The sequence below is a fragment of the Azohydromonas aeria genome (genome assembly GCF_009760915.1).
GTDB classification, from domain to species: Bacteria; Pseudomonadota; Gammaproteobacteria; order Burkholderiales; family Burkholderiaceae_C; genus Azohydromonas; species Azohydromonas aeria.
Map to the genome: position 1 here is coordinate 63649 of NZ_VIDQ01000013.1, position 20164 is coordinate 83812.

Consider the following 20164-nt stretch of genomic DNA (forward strand, 5'->3'; position numbering starts at 1 on the left):
CAGGCGTGCCATGCCTGCTATGGCAGGCCTTGAGGCTCATAATGCCTGTTATGGCACGCGCACCTCAGTTGTCGCTGGACCCTGCCGCGTTGCGCCAGGCCGTTGATCTGGGCGCGCGCATCCGCATTGCTCGGCAGCGCCGGCGGCTGCGGCTGGAAGACGTGGCGCAGAAGACGGGCCTGTCGCGCTCCACCGTCGAGGCCGTGGAGCGCGGTGCGCCGACCACGGCCTTCGGCGCCTACCTCAGCGTGCTCACCGTGCTGGGCCTGGCCCGCGAGCTGGACCTGCTGGCTGACCCCGGGCTCGACCGCGACGGGCTGGCGCTGGAGCTGTCCGTGGCGGACAAGCGCGTGCGACTGCCACGCAAGGATCTGGGCAATGACTTCTGAGCTCGCCGCCCAGGCTTTCGTCTGGGTGCACCTGCCCGGGCAGGCGGAACCGGTGGTGTGCGGGCGCTTCACGCAGCGACGCACGGCCGGCGGCGCCGTGGGTGAATTCGTCTACGGCCGCAGCTATCTCGCCCGCAGCCAGGCGCTGGCCATCGATCCCGTGGCACTGCCCCTGCAGGCGCAGGTTTTCACGGCCTCGCACTTGTCCGGCTGGTTCGCGGTGCTGCTCGACGCCGGGCCGGACGCCTGGGGCCGGCGCCTCATCGACCGGCTGCACGGGCCGCAGGACCCGCTGGGTTACCTGCTGCATGCCCGCGGGCAGTCGGTGGGCGCCCTGGGCTTCAGCATCGCTGCTGACAGGCCTCCCGAAGCCGCGCAGCCACCGGCCATCGCGTCGCTGGAGCGGCTGCTGGAACTGCACCGTGCCATCGAGGCCGGCGAGCCCGTCGCGCCCGAGGACCACGACCTGCTGCTGCAGGGCACGTCCGCTGGCGGCGCCCGGCCCAAGACCACTGTCGGGCACGAGGGCGCGCTGTGGCTGGCCAAGTTCCCCAGCGCGGCGGACCGTCCGGACCGGCCGCCCGTGCCCGTGCTGGAAGCGGCACTGCTGAGCGTGGCGGCCTCCTGTGGCATTCGCGTGCCACGGCATCGCGTCGTGCGTGTCGGCGATGCACCGGTCCTGCTGGTGGAGCGCTTCGATCGCCAACCGCTGGGCGACGGGCGCTACTCGCGGGTGGCCTATGCCAGCGCCCGCACGCTGCTGTGGTCGCGTCCGGAGGTGCAGCAGTACTCCTTCATGGGTTCGTACAGCAACCTCGCGCACCGCATGCGCGAGTGGGAGCGTGCGCCCCAGGAGGACATCCGTGAGCTGTACCGCCGCATCGCCTTCAACTGCCTGGTGGGCAACACCGACGACCACGACCTCAACACCGGCTTCCTGTCCACCGGGGACGGCTTCTTCGCCTTGTCGCCGGCCTTCGACCTGACCTGCCGGCCACGCACGCCGCGCATGTTCCTGGCGCTGGGTTTCGGCCGCGACGGTGCCGCCGTCACGCTCGAAAACCTGCTGTCGGAGCCGCAGGCCTACGGCTACGAGGTGGCGGAGGCGGCCGGGATGGTGCGCGAGCAGTGGGACACGATCCACAGCGCCGTCATGGAGCAACTGCTGCGGCACGGCTGTCCCGAGCGCCTGGCCGCACAGGTTTGTGCGGCGATGCCGGGCGCAGCGTGGTTCCCAGCCTGAGCCTGGCTGCTCACGGATAGCTCACCGGCGGCGCCGGCCGCTGCCGCTCCTCGGGCAGCGGGATGAACTCGGTCTCCTGCGGCACGTCGGGGAAGCGCCGCGCCGCCCAGTCGGCCTTCGCCTGCTCGATGCGCTCGCGCGAGCTGGAGACGAAGTTCCACCACACGTAGCGCGGCCCGTCCATGGCCGGCCCGCCCAGCAGCACCAGCCGCGCCGGCGCCTGCAGCGCGCGCAGCACCACCGGCTCGCCGGTCTTGAAGACGAGCAGCTGCTGCGGCCCGTGCCCGTGCGCCGCGTCCTCGGCATTCACCGACACCTGCCCTTCGATCACGTAGGCCGCGCGCTCCTCGTGCAGCGGCGGCAGCGGCAGCTGCGCGCCGGCGGCGAGCTGCACCTCGACGTAGAACATCTCCGAGAGCGTCTTCACCGGCGAGTGCGCGCCCTCGAAGCCGCCCACGATCACGCGCAGCCGGCAGCCGCCGGCTTCCATCACCGGCAGCTCGTCGGCGCCGTGGTGCGCGAAGGCCGGCTCCGCCTCCTCGTGCGCCTTCGGGAGCGCCACCCACAGCTGCAGCCCGGCCAGGTTCACTCCGCCGTCGCGCAGCCCCGGCGGCGTGCGCTCGGAGTGCACGATGCCGCGCCCGGCCGTCATCCAGTTGAGCTCGCCGGGCCGGATCGGCTGCACCACGCCCAGGCTGTCGCGGTGCAGGATCTCGCCCTCGCTCAGGAACGTGACCGTGGCCAGGCCGATGTGCGGGTGCGGGCGCACGTCCAGCCCGCGCCCGGCCTCGAAGCGCACCGGCCCCATCTCGTCGAAGAACACGAAGGGCCCGACCATGCGCCGCTGCGCCGACGGCAGCGCGCGGCGCACGACGAAGCCGTCGCCCAGGTCGGAGCTGCGGGGTATGACGATGGTTTCCAGTGCATCCATGGCGGCGTGCTCCCTGCGGTGGTGGATCGGTCGGGGAAAAGAGGCTCAGCCCAGCTCCAGCAGCAGCGGCTGGTGGTCGGAGGCGTCGGTGGCGGTGTCCACGCGCAGCGCGCGCAGGCGCGGCAGCAGGTCGCCGCTGGCGAAGACGAAGTCGCAGCAGTAGGGCGCCTCGGGCGCGGGCCCGTCGTGCGGCGCGAAGGTCGGCGGGCAAGGCTGCCCCGGGTGCAGCCGCGCCCAGGCGTCGTGCCAGGCCGGCGTGCCGTCGTGGAAAGGCGCCAGCAGCCGCGCGTGCTCGATGGAATCCGGCCTGAAGTTCATGTCACCCGCCAGCAGCGCCGGCCCGCCGCGCGGCAGCGCCGCGAACGGGCCTTCGCCGGCCGGGCGCAGGCGCCGCGCGTGCGCCGCGCCCTCGCGCTGCAGCTCGCGCAGCCGCTCCACCTGCGCCAGGCGCTGCGCCGGCGAGTAGTAGGCCAGGTGCGTGGTCAGCACCCGCAGCGGCCCGAAAGGCGCGCGCAGCGTGGCCTCGATGGCCACGCGCGCCATGCTGGGCACGGCCGCGTCGGCCGGCCAGGGCAGTTGATGTCGCAGCACCTGCAGCACCGGCAGCCGCGACAGCAGCAGGTTGCCGAAGCGGCGGCGCGCGCCGCCCGGGCCGGGCAGGTCCACGGCCACGCCCTCCACGGCGGCGAAGCCGGGCAGGGCGCGGGCGATGTCTCGGAACTGGTTGCCGGGCGCGCCGCCGGGCAGGTCCGGCCAGCCGTCGGCGACTTCCTGCAGGCACAGCACGTCGAAGTCGGCCAGCGCGCGGGCATGGGCCAGCACGCGCGCCAGGTCCACGCGGCCGTCTCGGCCGCAGCCCCACTGGATGTTCCAGGTCACGAGTTTCACAAGGGCTCCTCCCGGGTTGAAAAGCGGCGGGCAGTTGGAATGCCTGCGCCGCGGAGGCTGGCGCGACTGTGAACCCGTTGGCGCGCCGCGACTGCAAGCAAAGTTGTCAGGCGCGGCCGGCGGGCGCGGTGCCGCGCCTCACCAGCGTGCCGAGACCTGCACCCCCGCCGCGCGCGGGCCGACGATGGGCAGCACCGTCACGCGGGCGTCGTCCTTGGGGTCCACCAGCCACCAGGTGACGGCGGCGGAGAGCGCGGCGCCGCCCACCACGTCGCGCCAGCGGTGCTCGTCGGCATGCACGCGGGTCCAGCCGACATAGCTGGCGGCCAGGTACATCGGCCAGGCGTGCTCGATGCCGTGGCGCCGGTGCACGTAGGTCGCGGCCGAGAAGGCCCGGCTGGCGTGGCCGGAGGGGAAAGCCTTGTCGTCCTCGCCGTTGGGGCGCTCGACGTTGGTCGTGCGCTTGAGCACCTCGGTGGCGCCCAGCGTCACGACGAAGGCCTTGCCGAACTGCAGCGCGCCCTCGCGCTCGCCCCTGTAGAGCTCGTAGCCGGCCACGCCCGCGGGCATCGCCCAGCTCAGCACGGTGCCGGCGCGCTCGTGCCCGTCGGCCCAGCAGGAAGAAGAGGTGGCGGCGCACAGCGCCAGCACGGCGGCGCCGCGGCGAAGGGAAATGGGGGAAGTAGTCATCGAGCCATTGTCCCCGCCGCCGCGCGGCGGACCTTGCAGGCCGCTTAAGCGGGGCCGGCGCCGGTGCCACCGCTGTCGCCACCACCTGCTGCCGCGGCCAGCTTCGCGCGCTCGCGCAGGGCGCCCGGCGCCTCGCCCGTCCAGCCCTTGAAGGCGCGGGTGAAGCTCTTTTCGTTGTCGAAGCCCGCCGCCTGCGCCACCTGCTTGATCGGCCGGTTGCCGCGCAGCAGCAGCTCCAGCGCGATGTCGCGCCGCACGGCGTCCTTGAGCGCCTGCAGCGAGGCGCCTTCCTCCTGCAGCTGCCGGTGCAGGCTGCGCGCGGACAGGAACAGCGCGCCCGCCAGGTCCTCGGCCGTGGCGCCGGGCTGCTGGCGCAGCCGCTCGCGCACGCGCTGCGCCAGCAGCCGGTCGCGCCGGTACTGGCGCACCGTCAGCGGCAGCGCGCGCTTCAGCATCGCGTTGAGCGCGGCCTCGTCGCGGCGCAGCGGCAGCGCCAGGTAGCGCGCGTCGAAGGCGAAGCCGGCGGCGTCGGCACCGAAGCGCACCGGCCCGGGAAACATGTGGGCGTAGGCGTCGGCATGCGGCGGCGGTGCGAAGGGGAAGGCGGCTTCGAGCAGCGGGATGCGCGAGTCCACCGCCCAGCAGGCGTAGCCGTGCACGTAGCGCAGCAGCGTCACCAGGCAGAACTCGCGCAGCTCGCCCAGCGGCCACTGCTCGGCGAGGGACAGCCGCGCCGCGTCGCCGGCCACCTCCAGCCGCAGCAGCACGTCCTCGGTGAGCAGGCGGTGGTGCCGGCACCAGCGCTTGAGCGCCAGGCCGAGCGAGGCGGCGCCGGTGCTGGCGCGGCACAGCAGCCCATAGCTGCCCCAGGGCAGGCGGCGCGAGAACCAGCCCAGCGCCTCGTCGTCCAGCGCCTGCATCGCGGCGGCGGAGACGAGCTCCATCTGCAACGCGGTGATGCGCGCGTCCGGCCGGTGCAATTGCGCTGGCGTGATTTGTGCCGCCGCCAGGGCCGGCGCCGCATCCAGCCCACGCCGCTCGAACGCCAGCGCGATGCACCGGACGAAGGCCATGGGCGTGACGGCGGCCGGGGCGTTGTCAGGAGGAGAACTCATGGCAGTGCAGTTTGGCAGCTTTTGCAACCTCGCTGGCCGCCACGGTGCCGCGTGGGGGCCTACGCTGCGACGCTGCTGCGCACCCCACACACCAGGTACACCAGGAGACACGCCATGACCCAGCTTCCCGGCCTGAACTTCGGCCTCGGCGAGGACATCGAGATGCTGCGCGACACGGTCGCCGCCTTCGCCGCCAGGGAGATCGCCCCGCGCGCCGCGACCATCGACCGCGACAACCTCTTCCCCGCCGACCTGTGGAAGAAGCTCGGCGACCTGGGCCTGCACGGCCTGACGGTGAGCGAGGAGTACGGCGGCACGAACCTGGGCTACCTCGCGCACATCGTGGCGATGGAGGAGGTCTCGCGCGCCTCGGCCTCGGTGGGCCTGTCCTACGGCGCGCACTCCAACCTGGCCGTCAACCAGCTGCACCGCAACGGCAGCGCCGCGCAGAAGGACCGCTACCTGCCCAAGCTCGTCAGCGGCGAGCACGTCGGCGCACTCGCCATGAGCGAGCCGGGCGCCGGCTCCGACGTGGTCAGCATGAAGCTGCGCGCCGAGAAGCGGGGCGACCGTTACGTGCTCAACGGCGCCAAGATGTGGATCACCAACGGCGGCGACGCCGACACGATGATCGTCTACGCCAAGACCGACCCCGCGGCCGGCCCCAAGGGCATCACCGCCTTCATCATCGAGAAGGGTTTCAAGGGCCTGTCCTTCGGCACCAAGCTCGACAAGCTCGGCATGCGCGGCTCGAACACCTATCCGGTGTTCTTCGAGGACTGCGAGGTGCCCGAGGACAACGTGCTGGGCGGCGTGGGCAACGGCGTGAAGGTGCTGATGAGCGGGCTCGACTACGAGCGCGCCGTGCTCTCCGGCGGGCCGCTGGGCATCATGGCCGCGTGCATGGACGCGGTCGTGCCCTACGTGCACGAGCGCAAGCAGTTCGGCCAGGCCATCGGCGAGTTCCAGCTGATGCAGGGCAAGCTCGCCGACATGTACACCACGCACCAGGCCTGCCGCGCCTACGTGTACGCCGTCGGCAAGGCCTGCGACGCGGCCGACCATGCGCGCACGCTGCGCAAGGACGCCGCGGGCGCCATCCTGTACTCGGCCGAGAAGGCCACCTGGATGGCTGGCGAGGCGATCCAGGCGCTGGGCGGCGTGGGCTATACCCGGGAGTTCCCGGTCGAGCGGCTGTGGCGCGATGCCAAGCTCTACGAGATCGGCGCGGGCACGAGCGAGATCCGCCGCATGCTCATCGGCCGCGAGCTGTTTGCGGAGACGCTGTGATGCAGGCGCTGGACAGCCGCGTCGATCCGCGCTCCGAGGAGTTCAAGGCCAACGCCGCGGCGCTGCGCGCCGTCGTGGCCGACCTGCGCGAGCAGGCCGCGCTGGCCGCGCTGGGTGGCGGCGAGGCCGCGCGGATGAAGCACACGGCGCGGGGAAAGCTGCTGCCGCGCGAGCGCGTCAATCAGCTGCTCGACCCGGGCTCGCCCTTCCTGGAAATCGGCCAGCTCGCCGCGCACGGCATGTACGGCGGCGAGGCGCCGAGTGCCGGCGTGGTCGCCGGCATCGGCCGGGTGCAGGGCGTGGAGTGCATGGTGGTCGCCAACGACGCCACGGTGAAGGGCGGCACCTACTACCCGATGACGGTGAAGAAGCACCTGCGTGCCCAGGAGATCGCGCAGCAGAACCGGCTGCCCTGCATCTACTTGGTGGACTCGGGCGGCGCCTTCCTTCCGAAGCAGGACGAGGTGTTCCCGGACCGGGACCATTTCGGGCGCATCTTCTTCAACCAGGCCAACATGTCGGCGCAGGGCATCGCGCAGATCGCGGTGGTGATGGGCTCGTGCACCGCGGGCGGCGCCTACGTGCCGGCGATGAGCGACGAGACCGTGATCGTGCGCAACCAGGGCACGATCTTCCTGGGCGGCCCGCCGCTGGTGAAGGCCGCCACCGGCGAGGTGGTGAGCGCCGAGGACCTGGGCGGCGGCGACGTGCACACGCGCATCTCCGGCGTGGCGGACCACCTGGCCGAGAACGACGGCCACGCCCTCTACCTGGCGCGGCGCATCGTGGCGCGGCTGAACCACCGCAAACCCGAGACCGTGGCGCTGCAGGCCAGCGAGCCGCCGCGCTACGACCCGGAGGAGCTGTACGGGATCATCCCGCGCGACACCCGCAAGCCCTACGACGTGCGCGAGGTCATCGCCCGCATCGTGGACGGCTCGCGCTTCGACGAGTTCAAGGCCCGCTACGGCGCCACGCTGGTGACGGGTTTCGCGGCGCTGCACGGCATGCCGGTGGGCATCGTCGCCAACAACGGCATCCTGTTCGGCGAGTCGGCACAGAAGGGCGCGCACTTCATCGAGCTGTGCTGCCAGCGCGGCGTGCCGCTGCTGTTCCTGCAGAACATCACCGGCTTCATGGTGGGCCGCAAGTACGAGAACGGCGGCATCGCCAAGGACGGCGCCAAGATGGTCACGGCCGTGGCCACGGCGCAGGTGCCCAAGATCACGGCCATCATCGGCGGCAGCTTCGGGGCCGGGAACTACGGCATGTGCGGCCGCGCCTACTCGCCGCGCTTCCTGTGGATGTGGCCGAACGCGCGCATCAGCGTCATGGGCGGCGAGCAGGCCGCCAGCGTGCTCGCCACCGTGCGGCGCGACGGCATCGAGGCCAAGGGCCAGAGCTGGAGCGCGGAGGACGAGGAGGCCTTCAAGGCCCCGATCCGCCAGCAGTACGAGGACCAGGGCCACCCCTACTACGCCACGGCGCGGCTGTGGGACGACGGCGTGATCGACCCGGCGCAGACGCGGCGCGTGCTGGCGCTGTCGCTGTCCGCGGCGCTCAATGCGCCCATCGAGCCGACGCGCTTCGGCCTGTTCCGGATGTGAGGCCCGCGATGAGCACGCAACAACCCTTGAAGATCGAGCGCGGCGCCCAGGGCGTGGCGCGCGTGGTGATGAGCCGCCCGGAGGTGCACAACGCCTTCGACGAGGCGCTGATCGCGGCGCTGACGCAGGCCATGCGCGACCTGGACGCGGACGACTCCGTGCGCGTGATCGTGCTGGCCGGGGAAGGCAAGAGCTTCTCCGCCGGCGCGGACCTGAACTGGATGCAGCGCCAGGCCGCCGCGCCGCTGGAGGCGAACCTGGAGGACGCGCGGCGCCTGGCCGAGCTGTTCCGCACCATCGCCACCTGCGGCAAGCCGACCATCGCCCGCGTGCACGGCGCGGCACTCGGCGGCGGCATGGGGCTGGCCTCGGCCTGCGACATCTGCGTGGCCTCCACGGCGGCGGTGTTCGCGACCTCGGAGGTGAAGTTCGGGATCATCCCCTCGGCCATCAGCCCCTACGTCATCCGCGCCATCGGGCAGCGCCAGGCCACGCGCTATTTCCAGACGGCCGAGCGCATCGGCGCGCGGCGCGCCTGGGAGCTGGGGCTGGTGCACGAGCTGGCGGAAGGCGACGCGCTGGACGCGGCGCTGGAGCAGGTGGTGCAGGCGCTGCTGGCCGGCGGGCCGAAGGCGCAGGCGGCGGCCAAGGAGCTGATCCGCGCCGTGGCGGACCGGCCCATCGGCGCCGAGGTGATCGAGGACACGGCGCGGCGCATCGCCACGCTGCGGGCCACGCCGGAGGCGCGCGAAGGGCTGTCGGCATTCCTGGAAAAGCGGCCGGCGGCCTGGATCAGGGAGCAATGAGATGTTCAAGAAGATCCTGATCGCCAATCGCGGCGAGATCGCGTGCCGCGTCATCCGCACGGCGCGGCGCATGGGCATCGCCACCGTCGCGGTGTATTCCGAGGCCGACGCCAATGCGCGCCACGTGCGCCTGGCCGACGAGGCGGTGCTGATCGGACCGCCCGCGGCGCGCGAGTCGTACCTGCGCGGCGAGCGCATCCTCGAAGCCGCGCGCGCCACCGGCGCCGAGGCCATCCACCCGGGCTACGGCTTCCTGTCCGAGAACGAGGAGTTCGCCGAGGCCTGCGCGGCCGCGGGCGTGGTCTTCATCGGCCCGCCGGCGTCGGCCATCCGCGCCATGGGCAGCAAGTCCGCCGCCAAGGCGCTGATGGAGCAGGCCGGCGTGCCGCTGACGCCCGGCTACCACGGCGACCAGCAGGAGCCCGGCTTCCTGGCGGCGCAGGCGGAAAAGATCGGCTACCCGGTGCTGATCAAGGCCAGCGCCGGCGGCGGCGGCAAGGGCATGCGCCGCGTGGACCGGCCGGCCGACTTCGAGGCCGCGCTGGCCTCGTGCAAGCGCGAGTCGATCAATGCCTTCGGCGACGACCGGGTGCTGGTCGAGAAGTACGTGCTGCAGCCACGGCACGTCGAGATCCAGGTCTTCGCCGACCAGCGCGGCAACTGCGTGTACCTGTTCGAGCGCGACTGCTCGGTGCAGCGCCGGCACCAGAAGGTGCTGGAGGAGGCGCCCGCGCCGGGCATGACGCCGGAGCGCCGCGCGGCGATGGGCCGCGCCGCGGTCGAGGCCGCGCGCGCCGTGGGCTACGTGGGCGCGGGCACGGTGGAGTTCATCGCGCAGGGCGACGGCGCGTTCTGGTTCATGGAGATGAACACGCGGCTGCAGGTCGAGCACCCGGTGACGGAAATGATCACGGGGCTGGACCTGGTCGAGTGGCAGCTGCGCGTCGCCTGCGGCGAGCCGCTGCCGCTGTCGCAGGAGCAGCTCTCCATCGACGGCCACGCGCTGGAGGCGCGCATCTACGCCGAGGACCCGGACAAGGGCTTCCTGCCCTCGACGGGCAGGTTGCTGCACCTGCAGCCGCCGCCGCAGAGCGAGCACGTGCGCGTGGACAGCGGCGTGGAGCAGGGCGACGAGATCACGCCGCACTACGACCCGATGATCGCCAAGCTGATCGTCTGGGGTGCCGACCGCACGCAGGCGCTGTCGCGCATGCGCCAGGCGCTGGCGCAGTTCCGCGTGGTGGGCGTGCAGAACAACGTGGAGTTCCTGGCGCGGCTGGTGGCGCTGCCGGCCTTCGCGCAGGGGCGCTTCGACACCGGGCTGATCGAGCGCGAGCAGGACGCGCTGTTCCCACCGGGGCGCGAGGTGCCGGAGGCGGTGTGGCTGATCGCGGCACTCGCCGAGCTGCTGCGCGAGCAGCGCGCGGCGAGGCAGGCCGTGGAGCGCGGCGCCGTGGACGACTCGCCCTGGGCGGCGCTGGACGGCTGGCGCCTCAACGGCCGCGCGCAGCGGCGGCTGCAGCTGCGCCTGGGCGAGCAGTTCCAGGGCATCGAAGTCGAGGTGCTGCCGCGGCAGGCGTGGCGCATCGCCCTGGAAGGCGGCCCGGCGGTGGAGGCGCGCGCCACGCCCGGCGCCGACGGCGCGCTGCTGGTGCAGCTGGGCGAGCGCCGGCTGCACGCGGCCGTGGTGCCGGCCGGCGAGCGCCGGCACGTCTTTTTCGAGGGCCGCAGCTGGCCGCTGAGCCTGGTGGACAGCCTGCACGTGGGCGGCGGCGGCGACGAGGCCGAGGGCGGCCTGCGCGCGCCCATGCCGGGCAAGGTCATCGCCTGGCTGGCGCAGCCGGGCACGGCGGTGGAGAAGGGGCAGCCGCTGCTGGTGTTGGAGGCGATGAAGATGGAGCACACCATCGCCGCGCCGCGCGCCGGCATGGTGAAAGCCTTTCACTACGCGCCGGGCGAGCAGGTCGCGGACGGGGCGGAGCTGGTGGAGTTCGGGGAGGCGCAGCCATGAGCGGCCATCAAGTCCGCATCGTCGAGGTCGGTCCGCGCGACGGGCTGCAGAACGAGAAGCAGCCACTGTCCACCGACGTGAAGCTGGAGCTGATCGAGCGGCTGGCCGGCGCGGGGCTGCGCGACATCGAGGCCACGGCCTTCGTGTCGCCGAAGTGGGTGCCGCAGATGGCCGACCATGCCGAGCTGATGCGGCGCCTGCCGCGCCGCCCCGGCGTGAGCTACCCGGTGCTCACACCCAACCTCAAGGGTTTCGAGGCGGCGCTGGAAGTGGGCGCGACCGAGGTCGCGGTGTTCGCCGCGGCCTCTGAAACCTTCTCGCAGAAGAACATCAACTGCTCGGTGGCGGAGTCGCTGCAGCGCTTCGAGCCGGTGATGGAAGCGGCGCGCATCGCGGGCGTGAAGGTGCGCGGCTACGTCTCCTGCGTGGTGGCCTGTCCCTACGAGGGGCCGGTGGCGCCGGCGCGGGTGGCGGAGGTCGCGGCGCGGCTGCACGGCATGGGCTGCTACGAAGTCTCCCTGGGCGACACGATTGGCACCGGCACGCCGGCCAGCGTCACGGCCATGCTGGAGGCGGTGGCGGCGCGCGTGCCGGTGGGCCAGCTCGCCGGCCACTACCACGACACCTGGGGCATGGCGGTGGCCAACGTGGCCGCCTCGTATGCCTTCGGGCTGCGCGTGTTCGACGCCTCGGTGTCGGGCCTGGGCGGCTGCCCGTACGCCAAAGGCGCATCGGGCAACGTGGCGACGGAGGACGTGGTTTATCTGCTGCGCGGGCTGGGCGCGGACACGGGCATCGACCTGGACCGGCTGGCCGAGGTGTCGGCGTGGATCAGCGGGGTGCTGGGACGCGAGCCGGGCTCGAAGGTGACGCGGGCGCTGCGGGCGGCTTGCGCGGGCTGAGCACGGCCCTGGGAGCGGCGGGCGGTATCAGCCTCCCTTCACCCGCTCCCGCGCCTTGTCCAGCCAGGCCTGCACGCTGGCGGCCAGGTCGTCGGTGCTGAAGGAGCAGCTCTCGCCGCCGAACATGGCGCTGGATTCGAGCCGGTCGAGCAGGTTGCCCAGCACCTCGCCGAAGCGGGGCGGCAGCTCGGCGGGCAGCGTCACGGCGCGCAGGCGCCGGCAGAAGGCGGCCTGGTCCAGGGCGCCGCTGCGCAGCTCGTCCAGGGCGGTCTGAATGGCATCCAAGGGCATGGGGGTCAATCCTTCTTGGCGCCGCCGCTCGCGGAGCGCAGCGGCTCCAGCAGCGGCCGCAGCCCGTTGTGGTCGATCTCGTGCATCAGGGCCAGCAGCCGGCCGATGTGTCCCGCGGGAAAGCCCTGGCGGGCGAACCAGTTGAGGTAGTAGCCGGGCAGGTCGGCGATGGCGCGGCCCTCGTACTTGCCGAAGGGCATGGTGGTGGTGACGAGCTGCTGCAGCGTGTCCGGGTTCATCGGCGTCATGGCCGGGATTGTCGCGAATGCCCGGCCGCGCAAGACGGCTTCAGGGCGCCGGCTCCAGTTGCGCCAGCCGCCGTGCCGCGTCCGCGGCGCCCATCTTTTCAGCCGCCTCGCGCGCCGTCATGCCCGCGGCGTCGCGCGCGGTGGGGCTGGCGCCGCGTGCCAGCAGCCGCTCGATGATCTCCAGCCGGTTGAACATGGCGGCGGTGAACAGGGCGGTGCGGCCGTCCGGGCCGCAGCCGTCCACGCGCGCGCCGTGCTCCAGCAGCAGCTCGACCATGGGCAGGTCGCCCTTGAAGGCGGCGCCGGCCAGCGGCGTCTGGCCGCGGTCGTTGGCCCGCTCCGGGTCGGCGCGGTGCGCCAGCAGCGCGCGCGCGGTGTCGTGGTGGCCGTGGTAGGCGGCGAGCATCAGCAGGCTGTCGCCCTTGTGGTCGCACAGGTTGGGCGGCAGGCCGCGCCGCAGCAGGTCGGCGATGCGCTCGGCGTCGCCGCGGCGCACCGAGTCCAGCACGCCGTGCAGGAAGTCGAGGGTTTCGGCGTCGATGGGCGGTTTGTTGGCGGCGGCGGTGTCCTGCATGGCGTTGTCCTTCCCGGAAATTGACGTGGGCTGCCGCGCCGGCAGCCGTGCTGCATGAGCAGGCCGCGTACCGGCCGCTTTCCCGCCGGTCAGGACCCTGCCGCCGTCTCGATCGCGCGCACGCGCTGCCGCAGCTCGCGCAGCTCCAGCTCGATGGCCGCGCGCGCCGTGAAGATCCGGTACACCGACTCCAGCAGCAGCTCCTCGCCGCGCGGCGCGCGGTCCAGGAACGCCAGGTGGCCCAGCACCTGCCCGTCCTGCGCCACGATCGGCAGGCCCAGGTAGGCCTCGTAGCCCGCTTCCACCGGATACAGGCGTTGCACCCCGCTGCGGATGAAGCAGGTGCGCCCGCCGCCCACCACCTGCTCGCAGGGCGTGCCGGGCAGGCCGTATTCGAAGTTGTCCCGCAAGCCGTCATCGGACCAGAACGCCAGCGTGCGCAGCCGCGTCGCGGGATGGTCGGCGCACTCCGTGATGAAGGCGCAGTCCACCTCCAGCGCGCGCGCGAAGTGGCGCACCAGCGCCTGGAAGAAGGCCTCGCCGAAGGTGTCGGCGGTGCCGCGCGCCACGGCGTCGAGGATGGTTTCCACGCGCTTGAGCCGCGTCACGTCGGTGTCCAGGCCGACCATGCGGTAGGGCGTGCCGCTGGCATGGCGCAGCGCCACGCCGCGCGTGAGCACCCAGCGCACGCCGCCGTCCTTGTGCTTCAGCCGCAGTTCCCCTTCAAAGCGGCACGCCGGGTCGGCCAGGTGGCGCTGCAGCGCCTGCTCCAGGGCGGACAGGTCCTGCGGCTCGACGCAGGCGCGCCACTGCGCGCGCGTGTCGGCCAGCTCCCCTTCGGCGTAGCCGAGCATGCTCTTCCAGCGCGGCGACAGCCGCATGCGGTCGCCGGCGATTTCCCATTCCCAGAGGCCGTCCTGGCTGCCGCGCAGCGCCAGCTCGTAGCGCTGCTCGCCGGCACGCGCCGCGGCCAGCGCCTCGGCGCGCTCGGCTTCGGCGCGCGACAGCGCCTGCTGCAGCCCGCCCGCGCGCTGCGCCTGCTCGGCCAGCCGCTCCCGCAGCACCTGCTCGCTCCGCCGCGAATGCCACGCCACCAGCCCGGCCAGCCCCAGCGCGCACGCCAGCGCCGGCGCCAGCGCCGCCGCGCCCGGCGCCAGCGCCCAGCCGGCCAGCGCGGCGGCCAGCACCAGCAGCAGGCCCGGCACCCACAGCAGGAGGTGCCGGCTCGGGGCAGGGGCGTTCATGGCGCGGCGATTGTCCCGCCGGTCTGCGCGCCGGGGACGCCGTCTTGTATCGCGTTGTCCGGCGTGCCTTCAGGGCCGGACGGCCCGCGCGGCGCCAGCGGCAGGTCGAAGCTGAACGTGGTGCCGTGTCCCGGCGTGCTGCGCACCGTGAGCTGCCCGCCGTGCAGCTGCACCATCAGCCGCGCGATGGCCAGGCCCAACCCGGCGTGATGCCGCGCGCCGGTGCGGTCTGCCCGGTAGAAGCGGTCGAACACCTTGTCCACCTCGTCGGCCGGGATGCCCACGCCGGTGTCGCTCACCGCCACGCTGGCGCGGCCGCCCGCCTGGCCCAGCGCCAGCGTGACGCGCCCGCCTTCGGGCGTGTGGCGCAGCGCGTTTTCCACCAGGTTCTCCAGCACGCGCTCGACCATGCCGATGTCGGCCTCCACCAGCGGCATGGCCGCACCGCAGGCGGCCTGCAGCGCCAGGCCGCGCTGCGCGGCATCGAGCGCGAACTTCTGCGCCACGTCCTGCACCAGCTCGGCCAGCGGGAAGCGCTCGCGCTGCGGGTGCACGTCGTCGGCCTCCAGCTTGGTGAGCTGGAACAGGTCGTTGACGAGCCGTCCCAGCCGCTCGCTGTGCTTGGCCGCCACCTCCAGGTAGTTGCGCTCCTCCGCCTCGGAAAGCTCGCCGCGGCGCAGCAGCAGGATCTCCAGGTAGCCCTGCATCGAGGCCAGCGGCGTGCGCAGGTCGTGCGAGACGTTGGCCAGCAGGTCGCGCCGCCGCGTGGCCACGCGCTCCAGCTCGCCGAGCTGGTCGGCGATGCGCGCCGACATGCCCTCGACATGCGCGGCCAGCCGCTCGATCTCGTCGCCGCGCGCGTCGGCCTCGCCCAGCGCCAGCGGCGCGCGGAAGTCGCCGCGGCGGTAGTACGCGTCCACCGCGTCGGCCAGGCGCTTCAGGCGCCGGGTGAAAAGCTGGAACACGCACAGCGCCGCCAGCAGCGAGAACACCACGCTGGCGAGCATCACGTCGGTGGACAGCTCCAGCAGCCGCGAAGGCTCGAACATCGCCTGCGTCGCCACCACCAGCAGCCCGCCCACGGCGATGAAGGCCGCGGCCAGCAGCGCCGCGAGCTTCACCGACAGGCTGTGGCCCAGCGGCGGCGGCGCCGGCGCGTCGCGCCCGGTTTCGCGGCCCGTGCTCATGCCGGCGACGCGAAGCGGTAGCCCACGCCCCACACGGTCTGGATGTGCGCGGGCTGCGCCGGGTCGCGCTCGATCTTGTTGCGCAGCCGGTTGATGTGCGAGTTCACGGTGTGCTCGTAGCCGCTGTGGGTGTAGCCCCAGACCTGGTCGAGCAGCTGCGCGCGCGTGAACACCCGGCCCGGCGCGCGCGCGAAGTGCACCAGCAGCTCGAACTCCTTGGCGGTGAGGTCCACCGCCTTGCCCGACACCTGCACCTCGTGCCGGTCCAGGTCGATGCGCAGCGCGCCGGCCTCGATCAGCGCGGGGGCGGCCGGCGCCGCGGCGACCGCGGCCTCGAAATGCTCTTGCCGGCGCAGGATCGCCTTCACCCGCGCGGCCAGTTCCAGCATCGAAAACGGCTTCACCAGGTAGTCGTCGGCACCGAGCTCCAACCCGAGGACACGGTCCAGCTCCGAGGACTTGGCCGTGAGCATCAGGATGGGCAGGTAGCCGCCGCCGCGCGCGCGCAGCCGCTTGCAGATCTGCAGGCCGTCCAGGCGCGGCAGCATCAGGTCCAGGATCAGCAGGTCCCAGCGTCCGCCCTCGGCCTCGGCCAGGCCGGTGACGCCGTCGGCGACGAGCCGGTGCTCGAAGCCGAGCTCGGCCAGCTGCAGCGTCACGAGGCGGCCGATGTCCGGGTCGTCCTCGATCACCAGCACGCGGCGGGGACTCATGGCGTGTCTCCTTCACAGTCCAGGGCACGAAAAGTACCCAGTTCCAGGTGCCGCAGCAGCACCGCCGGCAGGTCGAAGCCGGCCTCCGCCTCCAGCGCCAACCCGCAGGCTGCACCCAGCGGTTCGCCCGCATCCAGCGCCCGCAACCAGGCCAGCTCGCCCGCGCCCAGCCGCTGGAACTCCACTTCCAGCGCGCGCTGCGCCACCAGCAGCCGGGCGCCTTCGCGCCAGTCGATGGCGTCCAGGCCGCCCGCGGCGCCGCCCTGGTGCGCCTGCCACAGCGGCAGCACCGGGAAGCTCGACGCCAGCAGCCGGGCACAAGGTTGCAGCTGCAACGTCAGCGCGGCCTGCCGCCCGGCATCCAGCGCCGCCAGCGCCGGTAGATCGAGCGCCGGCTGCGGCGCGGCGTGGTAGACGGCGTGAAGGGCCCATTCCAGCGCGGCCATATCCGGCAGGTACGGCACGGCGGCGGCGGGTTCGAAGCCGCGGATGAAATCCGGCAGCTCCGCGCCGAAGGCGTGCAGGTTGCCTGAGCGCGAGGGGAATTGCGGGATGAAGCGCCGCGCCATGGCGCGGAAGAAGGCCTCGCCCACCAGTTGCAGCGTCACCGGGTACACGGCGGCCAGCGCGGCGGTCAGGCTCTCGAACAGGTTGTTGCGGTGCAGTTGCAGGCGCCGCGCCGCATCCAGCCCCGGCGTGGGGCGCAGCAGCGCCGCGGCATCGGCCGGGTCGCCGCGCTGCAGCAGCGAGTCCATCACGCGGCGCTGGGTCTCAAGCAGGGCAGGCATCGGCGGTCTCCGCGGTGTGTCGGCGCATCAGCGCGGCGGCGTGCTGCGCCTCGGCCACGAGGGTGGGTAGCGGCGGCAGGTCGGCGTCCCACTCGACGAGCGTGGGCCGCGGCCCGAAGCGGCGCAGCACCTCGGCATAGAGCGCCCACACGGGCTCGGCCACGTGGCGGCTGTGGGTGTCGATCAGGATCTCGCTGCCGTCGTCGAAGCGGCGGTGCGTGAAGCCGGCCAGGTGGTACTGCGCGATCGATGCGCAGGGCAGGGCGTCTAGGTAGTCGGCGCAGTTGAAACCGTGGTTGTGCGCGCTCACGTACAGGTTGTTCACGTCGAGCAGCACGCCGCAGCCGCTGCGCCGCGCGACCTCGGCAATGAACGCCCATTCCGGCATCTCGTCGGCATCGAAGCGCAGGTAGCTGGAGAGGTTCTCCAGCAGGATCGTCCTGCCCAGCGCCTCCTGCGCCTGCTGCACGCGCGCCACCACGTGCGCCAGCGCCTCGCGCGTGCAGGGCAGCGGCAGCAGATCGTTGGCGAAGCGGCCGTCCACCGAGCTCCAGCTCAGGTGCTCCGACACGAGTGCCGGCTGCAGGTCGTCGATGAGCTCGCGCAGCCGGCGCAGATGCTCGGGCCGCAGCGGGTCGGCCGAGCCCAGCGACAGGCCCACGCCGTGCAGGCTCAGCGGGTAGAGCGCGCGCGCCTGGCGCAGCCAGTGCCAGGGCGCGCCGCCGCGGCCGAAGTAGTTTTCGGCATGCACCTCGACGAAGCCGATGTCCGGGCGCAGTGCCGGCAGCGCGGCATGGTGCTCGGCGCGCAGGCCGATGCCGGCGCAGTCAGGAGGCAGGGACGGCGGGACGGCGGGCATGGCGCGCTCCTGTGCGAAGAAGACTCCCGGGAAAGTCTAGGCCGCGCCTTTCATGCTGCCGGGGCCGTGATGGAAAAGTGATTTCTCGATCGCCGCGGCGCTCCGTGACCGAAACGTGACCAACACGGGACCGCGCGGTGAATCGCGCCGGCCAGAGTTGTCTGCGGGCGGCCCGATGAAGGATCGAGAGGCCGTCCATCGGAAATCCCCTTCGATGGAGCACGCAGCATGAACCGTCTGAACCTCCTTTCCCTGCGCCGCGCGGCGCCCTCCGTGGCCCTGGCTGCGCTGACCGCGCTGGCGGCGGGTACTGCGCTGGCCGGCGAATGCCCGGCCGACAAGCGCGTGGCCGACGGCCGAGGCCAGGCCACGGGCCCGACGATGCCGCAGGGCGTCACGGACGTGGTGCGCGCCATGACCGACCTCTCGCGCGAGCCGCTGGCGCTGCAGGGCCGCTCGTTCCGGCTGCGCCAGCTCGACATCCAGCCCGGCGGCATCGTGCCCTGGCACAGCCACGACCACCGGCCCGCCATGATCTACACGGTCTCGGGCGAGGTCACCGAGTACGCCAGCAGCTGCGCCGTGCCGATCGTGCACCGCGCCGGCGACGTCGCGCCCGAGAGGAACGGCACCTCGCACTGGTGGAAGAACACGGGCTCCACGCCGGCGGTGCTGATCTCGGTCGATCTCTTCCCCGTGGACCAGCCGCACAACCCGCACGACATGTGACGCGCCGCCGCCGGCCGCGCGCCGGCAGCGCTCACTCACGGAGGCCGCCATGAACATCCGCCATCCCGCCCGCAACGTCTCGCTGGCCTTGGCGTCGGCGCTGTCCGCCGACCTCGGCGGCGTGGACGACAGCCTGTCGTTCGACTCCGACTCCGACTCCGGCTTCGACACCGGCTCCGGCAGCGCCCCGCGCCGCCCGCGCGAGGACGAGTGCAACGTCGTGCTGTTCGGCCAGTTCTGGCCCGCGGCGCTGCTGGGCGTGGCGGCGCAGGTGCGCATGGTGGAGGCCGACACGGTGGTCATCTGCGGCCCGGCCGGCGATGCCTGCGTCTATGCCGCGGGGAGGCTGCTGTACCGGGTGGCGCACCCGAACCGGCGCTTCTTCCTGGACCTGTCGGCGCAGTCGATGGCCCAGCCCGCGGCGCAGGCCGCCTACGAGGGCCGCGACAGCGCCGACCTGGAGGCCGTGGACTACGAGCTCGAAGGCGCGCTCGCGCGCCTGTGCGGCGCCGCAGCGCACCTGGGCAACGACGAGGCGCTGAGCGCGGCGCGGGTGCTGCGCGACTACGTGCAGCGCTTCGAGGCCCTGGCGGCGGCGTGATGAAAACGTGAACTCCCCGACACGGCCACGTGAACCCCGTCAACCACACTGGATTCACCGCGGCAATGAAGTTGCACTGGCAACCAGGCGCCGCGGCCTCCACCTTCATAACCTTCGCTTTCACCGATCAAGGAGCCTGACATGAGCAAGCAAGCCAATACCCTCGTCGCCGCTTCCATCGCCACGCTGGTGGCGCTGGGCGGATCGCTGGCCAGCGGCACCGCGCTGGCGGCCAAGGGCGACATGGAGAAGTGCGCCGGCATCGTCAAGGCCGGCAAGAACGACTGCGGCACCAGCAAGAGCGCCTGCGCCGGCACCTCGACCATGGACCGCGACTCGGAAGCCTGGATCCTCGTGCCCAAGGGCACCTGCGCCCGCATCGCCGGCGGCATGGTCACCGACAAGCCCGAGAACCAGCACGGCGGGGCGGCGGCGCTGGCGGCCGGCGGCAAGAAGGCCGGCTGACGCGCCTCGATGGGGCCGCCGCCTCCGGGCGGCGGACCCCGGCACGCCGGCCCTTCCACGATCACGCAGGAGCAATCAAGGTGCATTACGTCAACAATCCCATGGAGTTGCCCGCCGCTGCGGCGCCGGGCGTGGCGGGGCGGGCGCTGGCACTGGGCCGGCGCGCGGCGCGCGGCCTGGAGCGGCTGTCGCCGCTGGTGGACCTGGCGCTGCGGCTGACGGTCGCGGCCGTGTTCTTCAAGTCGGGCCTGACCAAGATCGCCAGTTGGGACACGACGCTGTCTCTGTTCGAGAACGAGTACGCCGTGCCGTTGCTGCCGCCGGAAGCCGCCGCGCTGCTGGGCACGGGCGTGGAGTTGTTCTTCCCGGTGCTGCTGGTGCTGGGTCTGGGCACGCGCTTCGCGGCGGCCGTGCTCTTCGTCTTCAACGTCGTGGCCGTCATCTCCTACCCGGACCTGGGCGCCGCGGGGTTCAAGGATCACCAGACCTGGGGCCTGATGCTGCTGGTGACGCTCACGCACGGCGCGGGCGCGCTGTCGCTCGATGGGCTGCTGCAGCGCCGCGCGCCGGCGCTGCCGCGCTGATGGAGTGCG

The 20164-nt window shown here is 72.8% G+C and carries 23 protein-coding genes; 11 read left to right on the forward strand and 12 right to left on the reverse strand.

The features are described from left to right. Positions 1–50 precede the first annotated feature (50 nt). Positions 51–389: a helix-turn-helix domain-containing protein gene (locus FJ694_RS10610; protein ID WP_157266764.1), complete on the forward strand. Its 339-nt coding sequence runs from the start codon at positions 51–53 to the stop codon at positions 387–389. Beyond that, positions 379–1632: a type II toxin-antitoxin system HipA family toxin gene (locus tag FJ694_RS10615; RefSeq protein ID WP_157266766.1), complete on the forward strand. Its 1254-nt coding sequence runs from the start codon at positions 379–381 to the stop codon at positions 1630–1632. The genes FJ694_RS10610 and FJ694_RS10615 overlap by 11 nt, the downstream gene beginning before the upstream one ends. 10 nt (positions 1633–1642) lie before the next feature. Here FJ694_RS10615 and FJ694_RS10620 read toward each other — a convergent pair whose 3' ends face one another. The 4 genes from FJ694_RS10620 to FJ694_RS10635 form a co-directional block, all read right to left on the reverse strand. Further along, positions 1643–2563: a pirin family protein gene (locus tag FJ694_RS10620; RefSeq protein WP_157266768.1), complete on the reverse strand. Its 921-nt coding sequence runs from the start codon at positions 2561–2563 to the stop codon at positions 1643–1645. 45 nt (positions 2564–2608) lie between these two features. After that, positions 2609–3451 carry an endonuclease/exonuclease/phosphatase family protein gene (locus FJ694_RS10625; RefSeq protein WP_157266770.1) on the reverse strand — a complete coding sequence of 281 codons (843 nt, stop codon included), beginning with the start codon at positions 3449–3451 and terminating at the stop codon, positions 2609–2611. A 138-nt stretch (positions 3452–3589) separates the two neighbouring features. After that, on the reverse strand, positions 3590–4141 hold the full coding sequence (locus tag FJ694_RS10630; protein WP_157266772.1) for a phosphatase PAP2 family protein: 552 nt from the start codon (positions 4139–4141) through the stop codon (positions 3590–3592). A 44-nt stretch (positions 4142–4185) separates the two neighbouring features. Further along, positions 4186–5256 (reverse strand): AraC family transcriptional regulator, encoded by a 1071-nt coding sequence (locus FJ694_RS10635; protein WP_157266774.1) that lies wholly within the window; start codon positions 5254–5256, stop codon positions 4186–4188. A gap of 114 nt (positions 5257–5370) precedes the next feature. Here FJ694_RS10635 and FJ694_RS10640 point away from each other — a divergent pair, with 114 nt between their 5' ends. From FJ694_RS10640 to FJ694_RS10660, 5 genes are read left to right on the forward strand one after another with little or no spacing between them, the layout of a single operon-like run. Further along, a complete protein-coding gene (locus tag FJ694_RS10640; RefSeq protein ID WP_157266776.1) occupies positions 5371–6546 on the forward strand; it encodes an isovaleryl-CoA dehydrogenase in 1176 nt (391 codons plus the stop codon). Then, positions 6546–8153, forward strand: coding sequence for a carboxyl transferase domain-containing protein (locus FJ694_RS10645; protein WP_157266778.1), 1608 nt, complete (start codon positions 6546–6548; stop codon positions 8151–8153). Before FJ694_RS10640 ends, FJ694_RS10645 begins: the two co-directional genes overlap by 1 nt. Before the next feature lie 8 nt (positions 8154–8161). Beyond that, the gene (locus FJ694_RS10650; RefSeq protein ID WP_157266780.1) at positions 8162–8959 is read left to right on the forward strand and encodes an enoyl-CoA hydratase/isomerase family protein; all 798 of its coding nucleotides are present in this window, start codon (positions 8162–8164) and stop codon (positions 8957–8959) included. 1 nt (position 8960) lies between these two features. Beyond that, positions 8961–10970: an acetyl/propionyl/methylcrotonyl-CoA carboxylase subunit alpha gene (locus FJ694_RS10655; protein WP_157266782.1), complete on the forward strand. Its 2010-nt coding sequence runs from the start codon at positions 8961–8963 to the stop codon at positions 10968–10970. Beyond that, positions 10967–11872, forward strand: coding sequence for a hydroxymethylglutaryl-CoA lyase (locus FJ694_RS10660; RefSeq protein WP_157266784.1), 906 nt, complete (start codon positions 10967–10969; stop codon positions 11870–11872). The genes FJ694_RS10655 and FJ694_RS10660 overlap by 4 nt, the downstream gene beginning before the upstream one ends. 27 nt (positions 11873–11899) lie before the next feature. On the opposite strand, the gene FJ694_RS10665 is transcribed toward FJ694_RS10660, so the two are convergent. The 8 genes from FJ694_RS10665 to bufB all read right to left on the reverse strand — a co-directional run bounded on the left by FJ694_RS10665 (position 11900) and on the right by bufB (position 17776). Continuing rightward, positions 11900–12163 carry a hypothetical protein gene (locus tag FJ694_RS10665; RefSeq protein WP_157266786.1) on the reverse strand — a complete coding sequence of 88 codons (264 nt, stop codon included), beginning with the start codon at positions 12161–12163 and terminating at the stop codon, positions 11900–11902. 5 nt (positions 12164–12168) lie between these two features. Beyond that, positions 12169–12402, reverse strand: coding sequence for a DUF3820 family protein (locus tag FJ694_RS10670; RefSeq protein ID WP_157266905.1), 234 nt, complete (start codon positions 12400–12402; stop codon positions 12169–12171). A 49-nt stretch (positions 12403–12451) separates the two neighbouring features. Then, positions 12452–12985: an ankyrin repeat domain-containing protein gene (locus tag FJ694_RS10675; RefSeq protein WP_157266788.1), complete on the reverse strand. Its 534-nt coding sequence runs from the start codon at positions 12983–12985 to the stop codon at positions 12452–12454. 89 nt (positions 12986–13074) lie between these two features. Next, a complete protein-coding gene (locus FJ694_RS10680; RefSeq protein WP_157266790.1) occupies positions 13075–14229 on the reverse strand; it encodes a PAS domain-containing protein in 1155 nt (384 codons plus the stop codon). Next, on the reverse strand, positions 14226–15416 hold the full coding sequence (locus FJ694_RS10685) for a sensor histidine kinase (protein ID WP_232539980.1): 1191 nt from the start codon (positions 15414–15416) through the stop codon (positions 14226–14228). The genes FJ694_RS10680 and FJ694_RS10685 overlap by 4 nt, the downstream gene beginning before the upstream one ends. Then, positions 15413–16129: a winged helix-turn-helix domain-containing protein gene (locus FJ694_RS10690; protein WP_157266792.1), complete on the reverse strand. Its 717-nt coding sequence runs from the start codon at positions 16127–16129 to the stop codon at positions 15413–15415. Before FJ694_RS10690 ends, FJ694_RS10685 begins: the two co-directional genes overlap by 4 nt. Then, positions 16126–16917, reverse strand: coding sequence for an HvfC/BufC N-terminal domain-containing protein (locus FJ694_RS10695; protein WP_157266794.1), 792 nt, complete (start codon positions 16915–16917; stop codon positions 16126–16128). Before FJ694_RS10695 ends, FJ694_RS10690 begins: the two co-directional genes overlap by 4 nt. After that, complete coding sequence (gene bufB, locus FJ694_RS10700) at positions 16901–17776, reverse strand: MNIO family bufferin maturase (RefSeq protein ID WP_157266796.1); 876 nt, start codon at positions 17774–17776, stop codon at positions 16901–16903. The genes FJ694_RS10695 and bufB overlap by 17 nt, the downstream gene beginning before the upstream one ends. A 228-nt stretch (positions 17777–18004) precedes the next feature. Between bufB and FJ694_RS10705 the strand changes: the two genes are divergently transcribed. The 4 genes from FJ694_RS10705 (at position 18005) to FJ694_RS10720 (ending at position 20155) form a co-directional block, all read left to right on the forward strand. Further along, positions 18005–18505, forward strand: coding sequence for a cupin domain-containing protein (locus FJ694_RS10705; RefSeq protein ID WP_157266798.1), 501 nt, complete (start codon positions 18005–18007; stop codon positions 18503–18505). 49 nt (positions 18506–18554) lie between these two features. Beyond that, on the forward strand, positions 18555–19106 hold the full coding sequence (locus FJ694_RS10710) for a hypothetical protein (RefSeq protein ID WP_157266800.1): 552 nt from the start codon (positions 18555–18557) through the stop codon (positions 19104–19106). 141 nt (positions 19107–19247) lie between these two features. Beyond that, the gene (locus FJ694_RS10715; RefSeq protein WP_157266802.1) at positions 19248–19571 is read left to right on the forward strand and encodes a BufA1 family periplasmic bufferin-type metallophore; all 324 of its coding nucleotides are present in this window, start codon (positions 19248–19250) and stop codon (positions 19569–19571) included. An 80-nt stretch (positions 19572–19651) separates the two neighbouring features. After that, positions 19652–20155: a DoxX family protein gene (locus FJ694_RS10720; protein WP_232539981.1), complete on the forward strand. Its 504-nt coding sequence runs from the start codon at positions 19652–19654 to the stop codon at positions 20153–20155. The last annotated feature ends 9 nt before the right edge of the window (positions 20156–20164 follow it).